The organism is Leisingera sp. UBA4491 (genome assembly GCF_002388965.1).
GTDB lineage: Bacteria > Pseudomonadota > Alphaproteobacteria > Rhodobacterales > Rhodobacteraceae > Leisingera > Leisingera aquaemixtae.
In genome coordinates, this window is record NZ_DGNN01000011.1 from 66,405 (window position 1) to 87,090 (window position 20,686).

At 59.6% G+C, this 20,686-nt stretch carries 22 protein-coding genes; 20 read left to right on the plus strand and 2 right to left on the minus strand.

Annotated elements, in window-relative coordinates; all coding sequences use genetic code 11:
* Positions 1 to 123: 123 nt before the first annotated feature.
* Positions 124 to 939 carry a UDP-2,3-diacylglucosamine diphosphatase gene (locus tag B2P87_RS05545; protein ID WP_286852154.1) on the plus strand — a complete coding sequence of 272 codons (816 nt, stop codon included), beginning with the start codon at positions 124 to 126 and terminating at the stop codon, positions 937 to 939.
* 6 nt (positions 940 to 945) lie between these two features.
* Here the strand turns inward: B2P87_RS05545 and B2P87_RS05550 are convergent, their stop codons facing one another.
* Positions 946 to 2,082 carry an acyltransferase family protein gene (locus B2P87_RS05550; protein WP_286852156.1) on the minus strand — a complete coding sequence of 379 codons (1,137 nt, stop codon included), beginning with the start codon at positions 2,080 to 2,082 and terminating at the stop codon, positions 946 to 948.
* Positions 2,083 to 2,287: 205 nt separating this feature from the next.
* Here B2P87_RS05550 and B2P87_RS05555 point away from each other — a divergent pair, with 205 nt between their 5' ends.
* From B2P87_RS05555 to B2P87_RS05575, 5 genes are all read left to right on the plus strand, one after another.
* Positions 2,288 to 5,011 carry a helicase-related protein gene (locus B2P87_RS05555; RefSeq protein WP_286852159.1) on the plus strand — a complete coding sequence of 908 codons (2,724 nt, stop codon included), beginning with the start codon at positions 2,288 to 2,290 and terminating at the stop codon, positions 5,009 to 5,011.
* Positions 5,012 to 5,291: 280 nt separating this feature from the next.
* On the plus strand, positions 5,292 to 5,738 hold the full coding sequence (locus B2P87_RS05560) for a TerB family tellurite resistance protein (protein ID WP_051607791.1): 447 nt from the start codon (positions 5,292 to 5,294) through the stop codon (positions 5,736 to 5,738).
* An 85-nt stretch (positions 5,739 to 5,823) separates the two neighbouring features.
* A complete protein-coding gene (fdxA, locus tag B2P87_RS05565) occupies positions 5,824 to 6,168 on the plus strand; it encodes a ferredoxin FdxA (RefSeq protein WP_034814766.1) in 345 nt (114 codons plus the stop codon).
* A gap of 245 nt (positions 6,169 to 6,413) precedes the next feature.
* A complete protein-coding gene (locus B2P87_RS05570) occupies positions 6,414 to 6,935 on the plus strand; it encodes a CarD family transcriptional regulator (RefSeq protein ID WP_034814768.1) in 522 nt (173 codons plus the stop codon).
* Between the two features lie 274 nt (positions 6,936 to 7,209).
* Entirely contained in the window at positions 7,210 to 7,479 is a 270-nt protein-coding gene (locus B2P87_RS05575) for a hypothetical protein (RefSeq protein WP_286852166.1), read from the plus strand.
* A 55-nt stretch (positions 7,480 to 7,534) separates the two neighbouring features.
* On the opposite strand, the gene B2P87_RS05580 is transcribed toward B2P87_RS05575, so the two are convergent.
* The gene (locus tag B2P87_RS05580; RefSeq protein WP_286852169.1) at positions 7,535 to 9,106 is read right to left on the minus strand and encodes a long-chain-fatty-acid--CoA ligase; all 1,572 of its coding nucleotides are present in this window, start codon (positions 9,104 to 9,106) and stop codon (positions 7,535 to 7,537) included.
* A 157-nt stretch (positions 9,107 to 9,263) separates the two neighbouring features.
* Between B2P87_RS05580 and B2P87_RS05585 the strand changes: the two genes are divergently transcribed.
* The 14 genes from B2P87_RS05585 to ybgF all read left to right on the plus strand — a co-directional run bounded on the left by B2P87_RS05585 (position 9,264) and on the right by ybgF (position 20,672).
* Positions 9,264 to 10,550, plus strand: a complete 1,287-nt coding sequence (locus B2P87_RS05585; protein WP_286852171.1) for a glutamate-5-semialdehyde dehydrogenase — start codon at positions 9,264 to 9,266, stop codon at positions 10,548 to 10,550.
* Entirely contained in the window at positions 10,547 to 11,146 is a 600-nt protein-coding gene (locus B2P87_RS05590; protein WP_286852173.1) for a nicotinate-nucleotide adenylyltransferase, read from the plus strand. The genes B2P87_RS05585 and B2P87_RS05590 overlap by 4 nt, the downstream gene beginning before the upstream one ends.
* A complete protein-coding gene (locus B2P87_RS05595) occupies positions 11,143 to 11,895 on the plus strand; it encodes a HesA/MoeB/ThiF family protein (RefSeq protein ID WP_286852176.1) in 753 nt (250 codons plus the stop codon). The genes B2P87_RS05590 and B2P87_RS05595 overlap by 4 nt, the downstream gene beginning before the upstream one ends.
* A gap of 65 nt (positions 11,896 to 11,960) precedes the next feature.
* A complete protein-coding gene (locus B2P87_RS05600) occupies positions 11,961 to 12,962 on the plus strand; it encodes an alpha/beta fold hydrolase (protein WP_286852179.1) in 1,002 nt (333 codons plus the stop codon).
* A gap of 57 nt (positions 12,963 to 13,019) precedes the next feature.
* Positions 13,020 to 13,574, plus strand: a complete 555-nt coding sequence (locus B2P87_RS05605; RefSeq protein WP_286852181.1) for a lipocalin family protein — start codon at positions 13,020 to 13,022, stop codon at positions 13,572 to 13,574.
* A gap of 31 nt (positions 13,575 to 13,605) precedes the next feature.
* A complete protein-coding gene (locus tag B2P87_RS05610) occupies positions 13,606 to 14,064 on the plus strand; it encodes a YbgC/FadM family acyl-CoA thioesterase (protein ID WP_286852183.1) in 459 nt (152 codons plus the stop codon).
* A gap of 5 nt (positions 14,065 to 14,069) precedes the next feature.
* Positions 14,070 to 14,696 (plus strand): outer membrane beta-barrel protein, encoded by a 627-nt coding sequence (locus B2P87_RS05615; RefSeq protein ID WP_286852228.1) that lies wholly within the window; start codon positions 14,070 to 14,072, stop codon positions 14,694 to 14,696.
* Positions 14,697 to 14,889: 193 nt separating this feature from the next.
* A complete protein-coding gene (gene tolQ, locus B2P87_RS05620) occupies positions 14,890 to 15,603 on the plus strand; it encodes a protein TolQ (RefSeq protein ID WP_034814783.1) in 714 nt (237 codons plus the stop codon).
* A gap of 3 nt (positions 15,604 to 15,606) precedes the next feature.
* Entirely contained in the window at positions 15,607 to 16,047 is a 441-nt protein-coding gene (locus B2P87_RS05625) for an ExbD/TolR family protein (RefSeq protein ID WP_034814786.1), read from the plus strand.
* A gap of 88 nt (positions 16,048 to 16,135) precedes the next feature.
* A complete protein-coding gene (locus B2P87_RS05630; RefSeq protein ID WP_286852188.1) occupies positions 16,136 to 17,035 on the plus strand; it encodes a hypothetical protein in 900 nt (299 codons plus the stop codon).
* Complete coding sequence (locus B2P87_RS05635; protein ID WP_286852191.1) at positions 17,035 to 17,433, plus strand: hypothetical protein; 399 nt, start codon at positions 17,035 to 17,037, stop codon at positions 17,431 to 17,433. Before B2P87_RS05630 ends, B2P87_RS05635 begins: the two co-directional genes overlap by 1 nt.
* Positions 17,434 to 17,444: 11 nt before the next feature.
* The gene (gene tolB / locus B2P87_RS05640) at positions 17,445 to 18,800 is read left to right on the plus strand and encodes a Tol-Pal system beta propeller repeat protein TolB (RefSeq protein WP_206991543.1); all 1,356 of its coding nucleotides are present in this window, start codon (positions 17,445 to 17,447) and stop codon (positions 18,798 to 18,800) included.
* A 225-nt stretch (positions 18,801 to 19,025) separates the two neighbouring features.
* Positions 19,026 to 19,574, plus strand: a complete 549-nt coding sequence (pal, locus tag B2P87_RS05645; protein ID WP_034814792.1) for a peptidoglycan-associated lipoprotein Pal — start codon at positions 19,026 to 19,028, stop codon at positions 19,572 to 19,574.
* 99 nt (positions 19,575 to 19,673) lie between these two features.
* The gene (gene ybgF, locus B2P87_RS05650; RefSeq protein ID WP_286852195.1) at positions 19,674 to 20,672 is read left to right on the plus strand and encodes a tol-pal system protein YbgF; all 999 of its coding nucleotides are present in this window, start codon (positions 19,674 to 19,676) and stop codon (positions 20,670 to 20,672) included.
* Positions 20,673 to 20,686 lie beyond the last annotated feature (14 nt).

A 20,686-nucleotide genomic window follows, 5' to 3' on the forward strand; every position in this document is an offset into this window, starting at 1 on the left:
CCTCCGCCTGCGGAGGGGGAGGACAAGTCTTTTTGTTAACCCTGTTTTTATTGCATTTTTGTGACGAAAATAGGGGGTAAACTGTCATAAAACTCATACCGAACGCACTTAAGGGCGGGCATCATGACCCGTGCCGATCCTCGCCCTGATTATCGTTCGATCTTCATCTCCGATGTGCATCTCGGCAGTGCCGGATGCCAGGCCGATGCGCTGTGCGCCTTCATGAAGACGCATACATCCGAGCAGCTCTATCTGGTGGGCGACATCATTGATGGCTGGCGGATGCGCAAGAAATGGTACTGGCCGCAATCACACACGAACGTTATCCGCCGTATCCTGACGGCTGCAAAGCGCGGCACGGACGTGACCTATATCATCGGGAACCATGACGAGTTCCTGCGCGCCTTCCTGCAGTTCCGGCTCGCCTTTGGCGACATCAAGGTGAAGAACCGCGCCGTGCATGAGGGCGAAGATGGCAAGCGCTATCTGGTCGTACATGGCGACATGTTTGACGGCATGATGCGGGCCGACCGCAAATGGATCATGCATCTGGGCGATCATGCCTATAATTTCCTGCTCTGGACCAATACGAAGCTGAACGCGATCCGTCGCTGGTTCGGTATGCCGTACTGGTCGCTGTCACAGGCCCTGAAAAAGCGCACCAAGCGGGCGCTGAACCATATCCATAATTTTGAGGGCCATGTGGCGGATTATTGTCGTCGCAAGGAATTCGACGGCGCGATCTGTGGCCATATCCATGTCGCCGAAATGCGCGACATTGACGGCATCACCTACATGAATGATGGCGACTGGGTAGAGAGCTGCACGGCCCTCGTCGAGCATCATGACGGACGCTGGGAACTGCTCCACTTCCAGCCGCATGTGGTGAACGAAAAAGCGCCGGTCGCAGAGCTGGTCCGCGCCGAGGCGATGGTCTGATCCATCCTATCCCAAAAACGGTTTCAAACTGGCGCTGAGGCGGCGGCGGGCCTGGAATTGGCCGAGGAGCCAGAGCAAGCCGATTGAGACCAGTAGGGCGAGGATCACGGTCAGGGTGACGCGCAACTCGGTCGGGATGTCCGTCAGACCGGTACGGCGCAGCAGAACGCCAGTCAGGTGGCGGACGGGCTCGTGCACACAATAGAGCGGAAACGAGATCAGGCCGAGACGCTCGCAGACCCCGGTAAGCCAGAGGCTGTCCGGCTGGACGCGCGCGCCGATCAGGATGAGCAGCGGGCAGAGCAGGCCGATGGCGATAAACTGATAGGCGCCTTTTGCGTAGACGGGAAACATCAGGATGCCGAGTGTTACCGCGAATACGATCAGCGTGGGCATCAGGCCTGTAAAGCGTGGCAAGTATCGGGCCACCGGGCCGGCAGGATTCTGGACCAGCCGGTAGATGATGATCCCCGCGAGGAAGGCCGAGAAAACGCGCGGAAAGCCGAAGAAGAAGGTCTGATGGCTCCAGCCGACATTGGCGGTCAGGTCATTGCCGGACAAGCGGGCCAGCGCGAGACAGCAAAACAGGTAGAGCGAGAAGGCGGCAAGGCAGGTGCCGACCAGTCGCCATTTCGGCAGGCGCGCAATCCAGATGAAGGCGATGCTGGCGACAAATTCGTAGAAGATCGACCAGAGCGGCGGATTGGACGGGAAGAGTTCCAGCGTGCCGTTCGCAGGGATCTCGTAATCGCTGAGCGCCGGGATGAAAGCGAAATGGCCGATATGGGTCAGGGTGAACTGGAGGGGGTTGAAGGCCCGCCCGGTCTCGGCAAACACGATCAGCATCGCAACGGCCCCGAGTACCACGCCGCCCGCGACAGTCGGGGCGAGCCGGGAAATCCGCTTGTTGGCAAAGACGCCCGCAGGCATGCCGCCCTGCAGGGCCTTGGCATAGGCATGGTATATGACAAAGCCGCTGAGGATGAAGAACAGGTCCACGGCAATATAGCTGTTAATGAGCAGCCTGGACTGTCCGCTTCCAATATAGTGGTAGAGCATCACGATGATCGCTGCGATCCCGCGCATGCCGTCGAGGACATAGAACCTCTGGCTCGAAGAGCGAGCCTGATTCATGGCGGTCATTGTCACGCGAAGTCCCCATTGTTTCCGAGGGCTCTAGGGGAGTGCGCAGAGGCGGACAACTTCTAATTGGATCGATAGGCGCGTTTTTTCCGGGCGACAGGATCAAGGGCAGTTTCCTGCCAGATTGACCGGTTCGGGGGCAGGCGGTGTGGGCCGATTGCAGGCTCAACTTGACTTTCAATGGCGGCCCCGCCACGCAACGTCGATGAGTTCCACCCTGAAGGCCATTCTCGGCCCCACCAATACCGGCAAGACCCACTATGCCATCGAGCGGATGACTGGGTTTGGCACCGGCATGATCGGCCTGCCGCTGCGCCTGTTGGCGCGCGAGGTTTATGATCGTGTGGTCGAGCGCAAGGGCGCGGCCCATGTCGCGCTGATTACTGGTGAGGAGCGCATTGTTCCGCGTACGGCGCGATACTGGGTGTGCACAGTGGAATCCATGCCGGTGGATCTGAAAGTGGATTTCGTCGCGATTGACGAGATCCAGCTGGCCGAAGACCAGGATCGGGGCCATGTCTTCACCGACCGTATCCTGAATTTGCGCGGCAATCACGAGACATTGCTGCTGGGCAGCGACACGATGCGCAGTGTGTTGCGCAAATTGGACCTCGGCGCCGAGACCGAGCCTCGCGAGCGGTTTTCAGAGCTGCGCTATACCGGGCATTGCAAGATCACCAAACTGCCGAAGCGTACGGCCATTGTCGCATTCAGCGCGGATGAGGTCTATGCGATTGGCGAATTGCTGCGGCGCCAGAAGGGGGGAGCGGCGATTGTGATGGGCGCGCTGAGCCCGCGCACGCGGAATTCGCAAGTTGAGCTCTACCAGACCGGCGAAGTCGACTACATTGTTGCAACCGATGCGATCGGCATGGGGCTGAACCTTGATGTCGACCGGGTCGTGTTCGCCTCACGCTCGAAGTTCGATGGGCGGCGCCATCGCCTGCTGACACCAGCAGAATGCGCACAGATCGCGGGCCGGGCCGGGCGGTTCCGTACCGATGGTGAATTTGGGGAGACAGCGACCTGTCCGCCATTCGATGAAGCGACATGGCAGGCCATCGAGGCGCATCGGTTCGATCCGGTGGATCATCTGCAATGGCGCAACTCTGCACTCGACTTCTCCAGCCTGCGCCGCCTGATCCTGAGCCTTGAGACCCCATCCGGGCATCCATCCCTGATCCATAATCCGCATGCACTGGATGAATGGGTGCTGCGCCGAATGGCGGAAGATGCGGCCATCGGGCCGAATGTGGCGGGTACGCGCGAAGTGCGGCGGCTATGGGATCTGGCCCGCCTGCCAGACTTCCGCAAAGCCGGGCCGGAAGGCCATGCGCGGCTCGTGCTGGGCCTTGCTGAAACGCTCGCCAATCCGGATGCACGCCTTGCCGACAAGGGGCTGGAGCGCCGTCTGGATGATCTTTCTTCGACCCAGGGCGATATTGCGAAGCTGCAGCAGCGGCTTGCCAATATACGGACCTGGACCTATGCCGCCCATCGGCCTGACTGGCTGGAAAACCCGGAAAAATGGCAGGATCGAACACGAGAGATTGAAGACTCCCTGTCAGACGCGCTACACGAAGCGCTGACTGCCCGGTTCGTGGACCGGCGAACCACCGCTTTGCTTGCCAGCCTGAAGAAGGAAGACGCCCTCGTGACCGAATTGACCCCGGAAGGTGATGTCCGTGTGGAAGGCCATGTCGTTGGACGCCTGAAAGGCCTGACCTTCGAACCTGTTCTTGATGCCCGTACGCTCGAAGGCAAGGCGGTGCGCAGCGCAGCCCAGGCCGCTGTGCGCCCGCTGATCCTGGAACGCCTGTCGCTGATCGTGGCGGCGCCGGATGATGCGTTCAAACTGAATGATGAAGGCCAGATCGAACACATCAATTCGCCCGTGGCCCATCTGGCCAAGGGATCGAGCTGGATGGCGCCGCGCGTCGAGATTGTCGGCGCATCCGAAGTCGACCCGGCCGAGCGTGAAGCTGCGCGCCAGCGGCTGGAGCAATGGGCCGCGGCCGAGACCGCCAAGATCCTGCCAACTCATACAATGCTGGCCGTTGAAAAAGCGGGCGATGCGCTGGAAGGTCTCGCGCGCGGGATTGCCTTCCGTCTTCTTGAAACCGGGGCTGCGGTTGATCTTCGCCAGGATGACCCAAGTCTGCGTCTGACCGGCGACCAGCGTGAAGCCCTCAAAGGCATTGGGGTGAGAGCAGGCCGTGTCGCGGCACATGTGCCGGATGCGCAAAAGCCTGCAGGCCAGCGCATGATCGCCATTCTGCGCGCTGTGTTTGAAGGTCAGCCTTTCCCACTGGCACCCGAGGGGGCCGGGTCATTTGCGCTTGATGGCACATGGCCGGAAGAGGCGCTTGCCGCCAATGGCTATCTCCGTTTCGGCCGCCGGGCCGTGCGCGCAGACCTTGCCGAACGTCTCGGCTGGGAGATCGCCAAGCGCCGCAAGGAAGCCTCGAAGAACGCATTCCCCATCGAGATCGACCTGGCTTCCGTCGTCTCTTGCCCTGCCGATGACTGGCCCGCCGTGTTGAAAGGCTTTGGCCTTGCGCCTGCGGAAAAGGACAAGGAAACGGATGCCGTTACTTTGTGGCGCTATGCGTCCCGCGCCCGTCCCGAGGGGCGGTCTGAAGGCGGGCGGCCCCAGCGCGGCCGAGATCAGAATGCCGGTGGCAAAGGCCCGAAAGGCCCACGCGGACCAAAACAGCAAGGCGGGGGCGGGCGTTCCAATTCCCGCAGTGCCCCGCAGTCGCGCCAGCCGGACCCGGACAGCCCGTTCGCGGCGCTCGCAGCCCTGCTGCCGGAGCCCAAGCAGGCGGCTAACAAACCAAAGAAAAAGAAACGCAAGCCAAAACCCAAGCCGGATGCCGCCGCTGAAAGCGCAGCTGATACGAGCTTCGAGTACAAGCCCTTTCAATGACGGACACGCCAACGCTGCGCCTTGATGTGTGGCTGTGGCGGACACGGTTTTTCAAGACTCGCGCCCTGTCCGGAACGTATATTCGCAAGCGGGGCGTCCGATTGACCCGCAATTGCCAGACCCGGCGCGTCAACAAGCCGGGCGCCGCTATTTGCGTTGGAGATGTTGTCACGCTGGCGCGAGGCGCGCATATCAGGACCGTCGAAGTGCTGGATCTGGGCACTCGGAGAGGGCCGGCAGAAGAGGCGGCGGCAATGTACACGACGCTGGAGACCGACACATGATGAACACGCTGAAAAATCTGTTCCGGCAGAAAACGCCTGCCGAGAGACCGATGGACCCGCAAGTCGCGGCTGCGGCGCTACTTGTCGAGGCTGCCCTGTCCGATGGGGTCTATGTGAACATTGAAAGCGACATGATCGCTGAAATCCTGTTGGAAGCGTTCAAATTCGATGCAGACAAGGCAGATGCTGTGCTGGCCGAAGGCGAAGCCTTGGCTGAAGAGGCGGTCGGTTCCCACCAGTTTACCAAGCATGTGAAGAAGCTGCCGATTGCGGAGCGGATTTCCATCATTGAAGGCTTGTACCGGGTCGCGCTGGCTGATGGCGAAAAAAGCGATATTGAGGATGCCTATATCCGCCATGTCGCCTCGCTGCTGCATATTGACGATATTTCTCGCGCACAGGCTCGCCAAGCGGCGGAAAAGCGGATCGCCGACGCTTCCTGAAGACTCCTGTCAGAACACCTCATTGACATGAGCGCCTGCTCGCGCCATTTCGCCGGTGCACAAACCCCAGAAGGCCCTCCTGCCCATGACCTATATTGTCGTTGATGCCTGTATCCGCTGCAAATACATGGATTGCGTCGAGGTTTGCCCTGTCGACTGCTTCTATGAAGGCGAGAACATGCTGGTCATCCACCCGGATGAGTGCATCGATTGCGGTGTGTGCGAGCCGGAATGCCCTGTGGAGGCCATCAAGCCCGATACCGAGGATGACCCGGACGCCAAATGGCTGAAGCTGAATACCGAGTATGCGCAGACCTGGCCAAATATCACCCGGATGAAGGAACCGCCGGCAGACCGGGAAGAATTTGCGCAAGAAACCGGTAAGCTGGAGAAATATTTCAGCCCCAAACCGGGTGAAGGCGACGCCTGAATCGGGTCGTCCGAACCCTGATTTTGCTGGGTTTCTCAATAAACGTTAACAAAATCAGCGACCTTGGGAACTTTACTCTTGGTTAGCATCTGGGCGTGTCTGTTGAAAAAGCTGCACATTTATGCTATCGTTCAGACTTGAGTAATAACTGAAAAGATCCGGAAACTTCAACTCAGACCGTCAAATGCGTCGGACTGGGGGGGATTTTGTCGGCTCTAAATGCGTAGAAAAGGGCGATATCCAACATGGCTAAAAAAGCATCTGCGGAACTGGCGTTTGAAGTGGGTCAAAGCGTCGTTTACCCCGCACACGGGGTGGGCAAGATCACGAGCGTTGAGAAGCAGACTGTGGCCGGCATGGACCTGGAGGTCTATGTGGTGTCCTTTGATCAGGACAAAATGATCCTTCGCGTCCCAACCAATCGCGCCGAAGCCTCTGGCATGCGCGCACTGGCGGGTTCCAAGCTGGTCGAAGATGCGCTGAAGACCCTGGGTGGTCGTGCGCGCATCAAGCGGACCATGTGGTCGCGCCGGGCTCAGGAATATGAAGCGAAGATCAATTCCGGTGACCTGATCTCTATTGCGGAAGTCGTTCGCGACCTGCACCGCGGCGAAGATCAGCCGGAACAGTCCTATTCCGAGCGCCAGCTTTATGAGAGCGCCCTGGACCGTATGGCCCGTGAACTCGCCGCCGTCGAGAATATCGAGAAGGGCGACGCCATGGAAAAACTCGCAGAATCTCTCGCAAAGAAGAAAGTGGCTGCTTAAGCCTCCAACTCCTTTCGATCATGCAGAACCCCCGTACGGCCGCCTCGCCGTGCGGGGGTTTTTCATGTCCGCAGTCCTCAAATTGCATCAAAAATGAACAACCGGACCCGGAATATTAAAATAGCCGGGGTTTGGGCAGGTTCCTGTTAACCATACGACAAAGGAGAGAAGGCACTCTTTGCCTGTCGCCGGAATGCTCTGGTGACGGATGGATGCCTTGGCTGACATGCCCGAAACAGGGTGGCGGCGAAGGCAGGGTGACAGGAGAAACAAGATGCCCTTTTCGGATATTGAAATACAGCCAGGTGGCCTGTTGGGCGCCGACGCGCATGCAGATGAGTTCTATCAGGCCGGCCTCGCTTGTGCCGCTGGTGTCGGATCGGAGATGGATCTGATCTCTGCGCACAAATGGTTCAACCTCGCTGTGTCCAAGGGACATGAAGAGGCCCGCGTGCAGCGCCAGGAAATGGCTGATATGCTGAGCTCGGAAGAAGTCAAAGTGGCGCTGTCTTCAGCCCGCGACTGGCTGAGCCTCGCCAACTAGTCCAATATGATTGATAGCGGACGGCATGGGGGACGCCATGCCATCCGCCTTCTGATCAGCTGATGCGACGTGCCTGGTCCTTCCAGTAAGTTTCGCGCAAATCCTTGCGCAAGACTTTGCCGGACGGATTACGGGGCAGCACCTCGATGAACTCTACCGTCTTTGGGCATTTATAGCCGGCAATGCGTTCGCGCGCCCAAGCGATTATGCTGTCCTGAGTCGGCGCTTCGCCCGGCTTGACGACGATGATGGCCTTGACGGCCTCGCCCCATTTTTCGTCGGGCACGCCAATAACTGCCACGTCCGCCACGCCAGGGTGGCCAAAGATCGCATTCTCGACTTCGGCGGGATAAATGTTCTCGCCGCCGGACACGATCATGTCCTTTACGCGGTCGTGGATATAGAGAAATCCGTCTTCGTCGAAATAGCCCGCGTCTCCTGTCCGGAAGAACCCGGACGCGTCGACCGATTCCTTTGTGGCATCCGGGCGGTTCCAGTATCCTTTCATGACGAAGGCGGACTTGATGGCGATCTCGCCAACTTCGCCGGTGGGGACGGGATTCCCTTCTGCGTCGAGGCATCGCACGATTGTGGCCGGATAGGGTACGCCGCATGAGCGCAGCTTTCCCCAGGCCGGGTCATGGGCTTCAGGCGGCAAATAGGTTCCGCAGCCGCCCGTCTCGGTCAGTCCGTAGAGCTGGGTGAAACGCGCACCCATGATGTCCTGCGCATCAAGCAGCAAACTCTCGGCAATCGGAGAGGCGCCATAGAAAACCTGCTTCAGGCTCGACCAGTTGATGTCGCGCACATTCGGTATCTGGGTCAGCATCAGGATGACTGCGGGGACCCAGAACGCATGGGCGATCTTGTGCTCGGGGATCAGTTTCAAGATTGCTGCCGGATCGATTTCACGCAGCACGACAGCTTTGGCACCTTGTGCGGCCGTCAGGATACCGATGTTTACGCCCGCCACATGGAAGAGGGGCATCGCGTTCATGACCGCGTCGCCGACATCATAGCTCGCCCATTCCAGCATGCCGGCCTGCTCGAAGATGGCGCGGTAGCTGCCATTGGTCAGCTGCACGCCCTTGGGCATGCCGGTTGTGCCGGATGTATAGAGCTGGATGACATCATCGTCGTCGCGCGTCGTGAGGCCCGGTGGATCGGTCAGCTGGCTGTCGCGCCATGCCGAGTAGGCTTTCCAATCCTCCCGATCGCCATCAATCGCGATGATATGTTCAAGGTCTGGCAACTCGGCGCGGATCTGGTCAATCAGGCCGTAGAAATCTTTTCCGACGAACAGGACTTTCACCCGCGCATCCGACAGGATGAATTTCACTTCGGGTGCGGCGAGTCGGGTGTTGACCGCAGTCATTGTCGCGCGGGCCTTGGCGGCGCCGAACAGCATCTCGTAATAGACAGCCATGTTCTTGGCGAGATAGCCGACCCGGTCATCCGGTTTCACGCCCAGGCCGATCAGGCCGTTGGCAATCTGGGTGGAACGTGTCTCCAGTTCGGCGAAGCTGGTTGTCTCGCCTTCAAACCAGAATGCCTTCTCGTCCGGGCGGATGCTGGCCTGGACGCGCGGAATATCGGCTAGATGAGGCATTGCCTCTACATCGATCATGGGTTCCTCCGATGAAATTCTTGTTTCTTTCAAGCTATTCTAGGGCAAAATCCCGAAGAGTCAGCCCGTCCCCACCTGCAATCACTATTGGGATAGCTGAAGTAGGCGACGTTTAGCCGTCTTGCGGTCGGCCCGGCTTTCCGGCACATCCCATGACATGACTGATACGATGATAGCCGACACCGTAGACCTCGCTGAAACCATGCTCGACATGGGCCGCCGCGCCCGTGCCGCGTCTCGCAAGCTGGGCCAGATGACGCCCGCTGACCGAACACGCGGTTTGCAGGCGGTCGCGGCCGCGATTCGTGCGTCTGCCTCCAAAGTCCTGGCGGCCAATGCGCAGGATATGGACGCTGCCGAAGCCAAGGGGCTCGACGCGGCCATGCTGGACCGGCTGGCCCTGGATGCCGCGCGCCTTGAAGGGATTGCCTCCAGTGTGGAAGCCGTGGCCGGCTTGCCCGACCCCATTGGCAAGGAACTCGCCCGGTGGGAGCGGCCGAATGGGCTGGACATTGCGCGCATCGCCGTGCCGCTGGGCGTGATCGGCATCATCTATGAGAGCCGCCCGAATGTCACCGCCGATGCCGGCGCGCTCTGTCTGCGCTCGGGCAATGCGGCGATCCTGCGCTGCGGGTCTGAAAGCACGCACTCGTCCCGCGCAATCATTGACGCCATGCGCGGCGCGCTGAAGGCCGAAGGATTACCGGAAGACGCGGTGCAACTGGTCATGACCACCGATCGCGCCGCAGTAGGCCACATGCTGGCCGGCCTCGAAGGCAATGTGGACGTGATCGTCCCGCGCGGTGGGCGGAGCCTGGTCGAGCGCGTGCAAAAGGATGCGCGCGTTCCCGTGATCGGTCATCTCGAAGGGCTTTGCCATGTCATCGTCGACAAGGCTGCTGATCCCGAGAAGGCAGTTTCCATTGTCGTGAATGCCAAGATGCGCCGGACAGGAATCTGTGGCTCGGCGGAAACGCTCCTGGTCGATGCGGCTGTGGCGGACGATCTATTGCCGAAGATCGCGGCCGGACTGTTGGAAGCGGGCTGTGAATTACGCGGAGATGACCGCGCCCGCGCCATCGTGCCAGAGATGATCGAAGCCACCGAGGCCGACTGGTCCACCGAATATCTTGCGCCGATCTTGGCCGTTGCGGTTGTCGATGATCTGAGCGCAGCGCTGGCGCATATTGGCTCCTGGTCGTCCGGACACACAGAATGTATCATCACTGAAGATTCTGACGCAGCCGACCGCTTTTTTGCGACGGTCGACAGCGCGATTTTGCTGCACAATGCCTCTACCCAATTTGCGGATGGCGGCGAGTTCGGCATGGGCGCCGAGATTGGTATCGCCACGGGTCGCATCCATGCGCGCGGACCCGTGGGGGCAGAACAGCTGACGACGTACAAATACATTGTGCGAGGAACCGGGCAGGTTCGTCCTTGAGCCAAGCAATTTTACCGGGACCATCGGCTGGCCTCCGCATCGGTCTGTTTGGCGGCAGTTTCAATCCGGCCCATTCCGGCCATTTTCATGTGGCATCCACAGCCATGAAACGGCTACAGCTAGATTGGGTCTGGTGGATCGTGGCGCGCGGGAATCCCCTGAAGACCGGACACGGAGATTTTTCGGGCCGCTTCCGGTCAGCCGAGGCGGTCGCAGACCATCCACGAATGCGTGTGACAGATATCGAGGCGCGGCTTGGCCTGACTTATTCCTATCGTACCTTGTCGACGCTGACAGCGGCAGCGCCCGCCGCGAAGTTCGTCTGGTTGATGGGCGCCGACAATATGGTCAACTTCCATCTCTGGGGCGCGTGGCAGGGAATTGCGCAGATGATGCCGATCGCCATCGTGGCGCGTCCGGGGATAGGGCCGGGTGCTCGCAACTCACCGTTCGCCCGTCGCTTTGCCAGTAGTCGTATCCCGGCCGCGGCTGCCGCCTCGCTGCCGGATTGTGATCCGCCTGCATGGGTCTACCTGCCTGCGCCGCTGGACCCGATCTCCTCGACCGCAATCCGCCAGAAGAAAGCAGGACAATGAGCCTCAGCCCGGAAGACCTCGCCCGGCACAAGCGCCACATCATGCTGAAGGAAATAGGCGGACCCGGCGTTCAGAAGCTGCGCGCGGCGTCGATATCCATTGTCGGGGCAGGGGCGCTCGGCGGGCCATGCGCAATGTTCCTGGCGGCTGCAGGCATCGGGCAGATCGAAATTTGGGATAATGATGTCATTGAGCGGTCGAATCTGCAGCGACAAATCCAGTTTGGAGAACGCGACCTCGGCAAGGCCAAGGTGGATATCCTGGCTGAGCGCCTGGCGACGAATCATCCTGGGACAAGGATCAGCACGCGTCGAAAGAAATGGTCGCCTTCCGACCCGCTGTCCGGCAGCATTCTGGTCGATGCGACGGACAATTTCCCGACCCGCTACGCCCTCAACGCAGCGGCCCACCTGAGCGAACGCTTGTTGGTGCACGGCGCAGCCGCAGGGTGGACCGGGCAAGCCAGCGTGTTTGCGTCCGGCTGCCGGGACGGCGCGCCATGCTATCGCTGCTGGGTGCCCGAAACGCCGCCGAATGCGGCGGCTTGCGATGAAGTTGGCGTGGTCGGGCCCGTGACCGGAATGGTTTCAACGCTCATGGCGCTTGAAGTCGTGAAGCTGGTCACAGGCGCCGGAGAGCCGATGATTGGAAGCCTTATTCTGATCGATGGTTTGATGGCCGACGTCAGGAAAGTCCGGTTGCGGCGCGATGCAACCTGTAGTGTTTGCGGCACTGAGCGTGCGATTTGACTTGGCGCCGTCAGGGGGGCTTAGTGCGGATCACCTGATTTGAAATTGCGGGAGCCGGGAACAAGATGAAACGATTGCTAGTCGTGCTGGTGACGGTTGCGATCATTCTCACGGCGGGCTGGTTGATGCTGCGCCGTCCGGACATTTCCTACAACACATTGGAGTCGGTCTACTCGAAATCGAACAGCCGGTACCTGAAATCCGGTAGTCAGATCGAGCTGCATTTTACCGATACCGGTCCGCGCGACGCGCCGATACTTGTGCTTGTGCATGGCTATTCTGCCTCTCTGAACACTTGGGACGCATGGGCACGCAATCTGCGTAAGGATTACCGGGTCATCCGGTTGGACCTGCCGGGCCATGGCCTGTCGCGCTGCGTCGACAATGATGAGATCGGCATCGAGCAATTCATTGCCAGTATCGACCGCGTGACGCATTCACTGGACGTCGACCAGTTCACCCTCGTCGGCAGTTCCATGGGCGGGCACACCGCCTGGGCCTATGCACTCGCCCATCCGGAAAGGCTGGATGGTTTGGTCCTGGTGGATGCGGCCGGTTGGCTCAGTGCGCCGGGAGAGGACGACAAGGACCCGGTGATCTTCAAATTGCTGCGCAATGGGTTTGCCCGCAACGTGATGAAGGATCTCGACATGTCAGCCTTGATCCGGTCGGGGCTGGAAAACAGTTTTGCGGATCCTGAACTGGTGACGGATGAAATGGTGGAGCGGTATTCGGCCATGTCACGTGCGCCGTGCCATCGCGAGGCGCTGCTCAAGATCATGAGCGGCACGACACTGCGGGTGCCTGCGTCCAAGGAGAGGCTGAGCGCAATTGCCGTGCCGACGCTGATCCTGCATGGGGATACTGACAATCTGATTCCCGTGGCACATGCGGAAAAGTTTGCCGATGCCATCCCGGGGTCGAAGCTCATCATCTATCCCGAGACCGGACATATCCCGCAGGAAGAGCAGCCTGTTGCCTCGGTAGAAGACTTCCGTGCGTTTCTTGCCACCATTTATTCCGAAGAAACCGCAGAGCCTGAGGCGGTTGAGCCAAACGGCGAATAAGTCTCCGGGAAACCAGTCAGCAGGTTCACGCGTAGGAGGGGCATAGGAGAAACCCATATGCGCCTCGCCCTTTCCGCCATTGCCGCAGCCCTGCTTGCAGCCTGTACGAGCCAACCTGATTATCGCGCCAGTGATTCAACGCCGCCGACCGTGCCGTCTGTCGATCTCGATCGGTATGCTGGCTTCTGGTACGAAATTGCCCGCTATCCGAATGGGTTTGAACGCAATTGCACGGGTGTGACGGCTGAGTATGGACTGAACGCCGATGGCACCGTGTCGGTGACCAATACGTGTTTCAAGGGATCGCTCGACGGAGAGAAAACGGTGGCTGAAGGCAAGGCCCGCATCGTGGAGGGATCCGGCAACAGCAAGCTGAAAGTGAAGTTTGCGCCCGCATGGGTTCCGTTCGCAGAAGGGGACTATTGGGTGCTGGCGCTGGAGCCGGATTATTCGGCAGCCCTCGTTGGCAGTCCGGACGGCAAGTATCTGTGGATCCTCTCGCGCACGGCGCAGCTTGATGCGAAAACCCTGGCGCGTCTGAAGACGCGTGCCGAAGAACTTGGATACGAAACGGCTCCGCTGGAAATGACCCTGCAATCGGAACAGGGGTGACGATTATTGCGAGCTTTGGTAGGCGAACCGAATGAGCCTTCCCAATCTCGATGCCCACAATTTCGATGGCGAGTACCAGCACTGGATCACCGTGCGGGTCTACTATGAAGACACCGACTTCACAGGCATGGTCTATCACGCCAATTATCTCCGCTTTTTCGAGCGGGGGCGATCAGATCATCTGCGCGACGCTGGCGTCTCCCATCAATCCCTGCTGGAGCGGGAAGACCCGGCGGCTTTCACGCTGACGCGGGTTGAAGTGGACTATCGCAAGGCGGCGCGGGTAGACGATCTGCTACATATCCGGACGCGATACATTGGCACCGACGGACCTCGCATTCTTTTTTCCCAAACCTGTTTCAGGGGAGAGGAAATCATTGCAGAGGGAGAGATCACAGCTGTCATGATTCACGCCGATGGCCGTCCGCGTCGTCCGATCCGCGAATTGGTGAAGCAACTGGAAGCATATCGCTGGGAGGGCGAGTCTTGAAATTGATGCACCTGGCGCTGTGGGGCGCGTGCCTGACCTATCCGGCGGTTGCGCAGGCAGAAGCAGACTTTGATGCCGAGCGCGGTTTCTATGTTGCCGTGCGTGGATACGGGTCGATCGGGGACCAGAACAATCTGATCTTCGATGACAGCCGGGAGATCGCCGGGGCCCTGGGCTACCGGGTCAACCACTCAGTTCGTCTGGAGGCCGAATACGGATTCCGCTGGGCCAATATCGCGGGACTGAACGGTGCGAGCACGGCAAGTGGCGATTTCACAAGTCGCTCGATCGGGGTTCATGCCTTCTATGATTTCCGTGAAGGCAAGCGGCTGCGCCCATTCCTGGGCGCGGGCGGCGGGGCAGGGGTGCTCGATTTCAACTTCTCTGGCCCCGCGGACATCAATCCGGATTTCATCGTGGTCGGCAAGGACACCAATTCCAGCGCCTACTGGAATCTGTTTGCGGGCGCGACCTATCATCTGTCAGACAATTTCCGTTTGTCGCTGGGCAGTGAATACGTCTCGTATTCGGATCAGGCTGTCGCGTCGAACCTTGGCGGAATTGATGGCATCAACCGCGCCTACAACTTCTATGTCGGCACGCGATGGTTCCTGCCCGACTTGTCCAATTGATCGTAGGCCCGGTGCCAAATATCGGCCGATTGCCCACGTTTCGTTAAGAAAACTCCCTTAGCCGTTAACTGTGCTGCGGAAACTGGCCATCCTGCCGTGTTTCTGCCGAATTTGGTGTGGATGAAGGGGTGTGCCGGTCCCGTTTGGGATGCGGCTGATCACCCATGACGCGTAGATAGGAGCTTTAGCCCCCATGGAATCAGAAGCGATAGGCACCGCCGCGAGTCATGCCGACTTCTCGCTCTTCAGCCTCATTATGGCGGCTGACCCAATTGTTAAGCTGGTGCTCCTGTTCCTGCTGCTGGCATCTATCTGGTCCTGGATGGTGATTGGCGAAAAGCTTTTCTCGCTGGGCGCTGTACGCAAGAAATCACGCCAGTTCGAAGAAGCCTTCTGGAGCGGACGCACCGAGGATTTCGACATGCGGCCCGGTCAGGCAACCAATGACGCTGCCAGCCGCGTGTTTGCAGCGGCTGCGCGCGAATGGTCTGACGCCAAGCGTTTGCAATCTGGTTCCGGCGAGGCGGCGGCTCTTGTCAGCCGCGCCGAGCGATCAATGCGCGCTGCGGTGGATCGCGAGATTGGACGCGCCGGAAACGGTCTCGGCATTCTTGCGACCATCGGATCTGCGTCGCCCTTTATTGGCCTGTTCGGGACTGTCTGGGGCATCATGAACGCCTTCCTCAACATCGCCGAACAGCAGGATACCAGCCTCGGCACCGTGGCCGGCCCGATCGCCGAGGCACTGTTCGCGACCGGCATGGGACTCGTTGCGGCCATCCCGGCGGTTATCTTCTATAACAAGTTCACCGGTGACCTGACCAAGCTGGGCGACCAGCTGGACACGTTCTCGCAGGATGTTCTGGTGCGTTTGTCGCGCCGTGCCTCTGAATCCGCGAGGGACTAGGCGATGGGATTGATCCTTGGTTCGGGTGGCAAGGGCGGACGGCGCGGCCGTCGCGCGCTGAATGCCGAGATCAATGTGACGCCTTTTGTGGACGTCATGCTGGTCCTGCTGATCGTGTTCATGATCACTGCGCCGCTATTGGTACGCGGCGAGGAAGTGAATTTGCCGAAGACGAGTTCCGGCCCGATCAAGACCGAACCGAATGACGACCCGCTGGCGATTTCCATCCGCGAGAATGGCGAGGTCTTTATTCAGACCACCCTTGTTGAGGATATCGCCACGCTCGGTCCGCAATTGCAGGCAATTATTGGCGAAGGCTACGAACAGCCGATCTATCTTCGCGGTGACGAGAACACGCCCTATGGCCGGATCATGGAAGTGACGGCCGAAATCCGGGCAGCAGGTTATACACGTGTGTCCTTTGTGACCGAACAAAAGAAGTAGGAGCGACCAGCCCCACATGCTTCGCGGCTTTACCATCTCGACCCTTCTTCATGCCTCCGTGCTTGCCGCGGCGGTGATGACGTGGCCGATGAAGAAGAGCGATTGCGACAAGCAGATCGAACGACTGGAACGTGAGGAGCCGGGCCTTTCACCGGTCGATATCCTGCTGCGCCTGCCGCAATGCGCCAGCACGATTGATGTGCCGATCGACATTGTCGATATTGGTCTGGTTACGGACGTTGCGCCGATCCAGAAAGTGCAGGAGCCTGCCGAAGAGGAGCCTGAAGAGACCGAACCGGAAGAGCAGCCTGACCCTGTCGAGGAAGACGCCGAAATCGTCGAGGATCCGCCGGAAGAACCGGAAGAAGTGAACGAGACGCGCGAAACCGAAACAGCCGAAGAAGAGCCTGTTGTCGAAGACACCAAGGCCGAGCCCGAGGAAAAGCCGAAAGAGGCTGAGCCAAAGAAGGAAGAGCCTCCGAAGAAGGAGCCGCAGCTGATCGAGAAGCAGAAGCCGAAATCGGAGTCTGACGAACTCGACTTTCTGAATGATTTCGAGGATATCCTGAAGGACAAGGCCCAGACCCAGCGCAAGGCTGCGCAAGAACAGGCCCCGCCTCCGATCAACAAACCGGTGCTTCAAGACGTCCAGCAGCCCCGCAAGGGGGCAGGGGAGCGGCGCGGCAACACGGCCTCCCTGCAAGCCGCGATGCGTCGACAGATTGGCTATTGCTGGAATGGCGTCGATGATCTGCCCAAGGATGACCAGATCAATGTGGTGATCCGGGTGAGGCTGAATCTGGACGGCTCGCTGGATGGCAATGCCAGCCTTGTGACGCCGCGCTCGATGCCGATTGGCCGCCGCGGCGTTGTGGTGCAGCGGGCCCTGACAGCCGTGCGCCAGTGTGCGAACTACCAATTGCCTGAAGACGATTATGACGAGTGGAAAGATATCGAGGTCACAATCGGCCCGCTAAAGGGGAATTGATGAATTACGCTCCATCCTATCGGTTGTTGACGGTCATGATGGCGATCATGCTCATACCATCAGTGCTGCCGATGCATGCGGACGAAGATGCCGCTCGCTTTGATCTCGGGGCTGAGCTGCGTCGCCAGATCGGATCTTGCTGGAGGGGAGCAGAAAACCTTTCCCAGCCCGAGCGCGTGAGTGTTGTGTTGAGATTCCAACTGACGCCGAGTGGCGAACTGGATGGCGACGTCACGCTTGTATCCCCGGAAGCTGACGAGGTTTCCGCAGTGGCGATTTCCAGGGCTACAGATGCGATCTTGAATTGTGCGCCATACAATCTGCCAAAAGAACACTATCCTATTTGGGAAGACGTTGAGGTCACCATAGGTCCTCCCAAGAACAATCTGGTTTCCTGAAGGAGAAAGAGATGATCCGCTTAGCAAAACTCTGGTTGATGGCCGGGCTTCTCGCCTTTGGTCTCGCCATGCCTGCCGCTGCGCAGCTGCAGGTCCGCGTCGACGAGGGTAATTTCCAGCCGACCCCGCTGGCCATTCCGGACTTTGAAGTCCGCGGCGCGAATGCCGAAATGGCCGAAGACATCGCCGATGTCGTCCGGGCCGATCTGGAATCGACCGGCCTGTTCGACATCCAGAACCCGGCGTCCTTCATCCAGAAGGATCTGTCGATCGACGTCCAGCCGCGCTTCCCGGACTGGCGGATCATCCAGACCGAGGGCCTTGTTGTCGGAGCGTATGAAGAATTGCCGGATGGCAAGATCGCCGTCTCGTTCCGCCTGTGGGACGTTTATGGTGGTGAAGTCATGCGGATCAACGGCCAGCCCGGCCGTCGCCTCACCACGACGCCAGACAATTGGCGCCGCATCGCTCACAAGATTGCGGATTCCATCTATAACCGCCTGACCGGTGAAGACCCATATTTCGATACGCGGATCGTTTATATTGCCGAGACCGGCCCCAAGACCGAGCGTGTGAAGCGCCTGGCGATCATGGATGCTGATGGCGCCAATCAACAATATCTGACTGCGGGGACGAACACCGTGCTGACGCCGCGTTTCAGCCCGTCAGCTCAGGAAATCACTTACATGTCGTATGAGGGCGGTCGCCCGCGCGTCTACCTCTTCAATATTGAGACGGGCCGTCAGGAATTGCTGGGCAATTTTCCGGGCATGACCTTCGCGCCGCGCTTCTCGCGGGATGGGGAGAGTGTTTTGATGACCCAGGCCCAGGGCGGCAACTCTGAAATCTACCTCATGAATCTGCAGACACGCCAATCGCGTCGCCTGACAGACCACCCGGCGATTGACACCTCGCCCTCCATGTCACCGGACGGACGCGCCATTGTGTTCACGTCTGACCGTGGCGGCAGCCCGCAGCTCTACATCATGAACACCGATGGCAGTCCGCGGACCTGCCCCTCCGGTGGTCGGGATGTTGCTTGCCGCATCACCTTCAACAAGGGCCAGTATTCAACACCGGTCTGGAGCCCGCGAGGCGATCTGGTCGCCTTTACCAAGCAACTCGGCGGTCGATTTTACATCGGCGTGATCGGGACAGATGGTAAAGGCGAGCGCCTGCTGACCGAATCATACCTCGATGAGGGCCCGGACTGGTCGCCAAATGGCCGCGTGATCGTGTATTTCCGCGAAAGCCGTCCCGGCGCCGGTCCACAGCTCTGGTCGGTAGATCTGTCAGGCCGAAATGAGCGCAGAATGATGACCCAGACGGACGCCTCCGATCCGGCCTGGTCGCCATTGTTGCAATAAATTCATGGCTTTCGCCCCCGGTTTTCGTCCGGGGGCGTTGCTTTTTGGAGACAAAGCGTCAAAATAGTATCGAATCTGGGCGTTAGCTCTGCTTCCGCCCGATTGTCGCCCGAATTCTGTCAGAATATGGAGACAGATACCCGCTACACCCGGCACAACGTTGACAAACGCCAGCCGTTAAGGCGTCAATTAGCACTCAGGACATCCAGGGGAGTCTGAATAGCAATGAATACCACTTTTAAACTCGCAGCCGCAGCCGCGGTTGTTCTTTCGATCAGCGCGTGTGCATCCCAACCAGAGCCTGTTGAGCAGGTCGAGGAACAGGCACCAGTTGAGGTCGCTGAGCCAGCACCGGCTCCGGCTCCAGTTGAAGCAGCGCCAGCCGCACCGGTTGGTCCGCTCGCAGGCTCGCTCGAAGACTTCCGCGTCAACGTTGGTGAGCGCGTCTACTTTGACCTCAACGGCTACCGCCTCGATGTCGACGACCAGGAAATCCTGAAGCGTCAGGCTGCTTGGCTGTCGTCCTATCCGGGCGTTCGCATCATCGTTGCAGGTAACTGTGATGAGCGCGGCACCCGCGAGTACAACCTTGCCCTTGGTGAGCGTCGTGCTTCTATCGTGAAGGACTATCTGGTCAGCCTCGGCGTCGACCCGTCCCGCGTTGACACGATCTCCTACGGTAAAGAGCGTCCAATCGCTGCTGGTTCCGACGAGCAGGCATGGGCCCTGAACCGTAACGGCTTCACGCAAATCGTTTCCGGCGCAAACAGCTAGGTTTCTGCCGCGAATAGCTTCACAAGATGCAGCCGGGTGCCTTATTTTGGCCCCGGCTGTTTTTGTATGTTCGCCCACAATCCTCCGGAGGCTTCCCCCATGTTCAAAGCGCCCGCTCTTGTCCTCGCCAGCTTTTGCCTGATTGTTGGTCCTGCCGCCGCTCAGCGCGCCGCACCCATAACGCAAGGGGTCACCAGCTCCGACCTGTCGCAACAGGTGGCGCAGGCCCGCCAGCAAAGCGCGCAGGTTCAGGTCGAGGTCAATGGATTGACCGGAGATGTGATGCAACTGACCGGGCGGGTGGAAACGCTTGAATTCCAGCTCCAGCAACTGCGCGAGCAAAACGAGAATCTGTCACGCGACAATGAAGCCCTCATCGACGAGGCCGATGATTTGCGTACGCAACTGGAAAATCAGTCTGCAGATATTGCCTCCCTGAAATCCTATCTTTCAGCGGCGGGCATCATGCCCGAGGCCGACCCCATGCCGGGCAATGTCGGCGGAGAGTTCGGGACGATGCCGGAAATGGGCGCAGCGATTGACCAGAGCTTCAATTCTGGCCCACGCCGTCTTGATGCACCCGCCTCCATGGGTGAAACGACTTCAAATACCTCCGGCCCGACCCGCCTGACCATGGGCGGCGCAGCCGCTGCCGGCGAGTCTCTACCGGAAGGTTCACTGGGCACGATTCCTGCCAGCGCCCTGCCAGGCGAAGCGGGCCCGCTCTTCGCCCTTGCGAAATCCAAGCTGATCCAGTTCGACTATGCTGGTGCGGAAGAGGCTTTCCGTGCCTTCCTTGAGCGGTTCGGCGATGACCCGCAGGCTGGTGAGGCACACTACTGGCTGGGAGAGTCGCTCTATCAGCAAAAAGCGTATGCCGATAGCGGCGCAGCCTATACGACGATGATCCGGTCTTATCCGGACAATCCTCGCGCGCCGGATGCACTGGTCAAGCTGGCGCGGGCAATGCGTCTGATCGGTGACAAGGAAAAGGCCTGTCTGGCCCTTGGTACACTGCCGAGCCGCTATCCGAACGCTTCGGGTGTGACGCGGGATCTGGCTGCGGTTGAGCGAACCAAGTCCGGCTGTGACAACTAGGCGATTTCCTGACA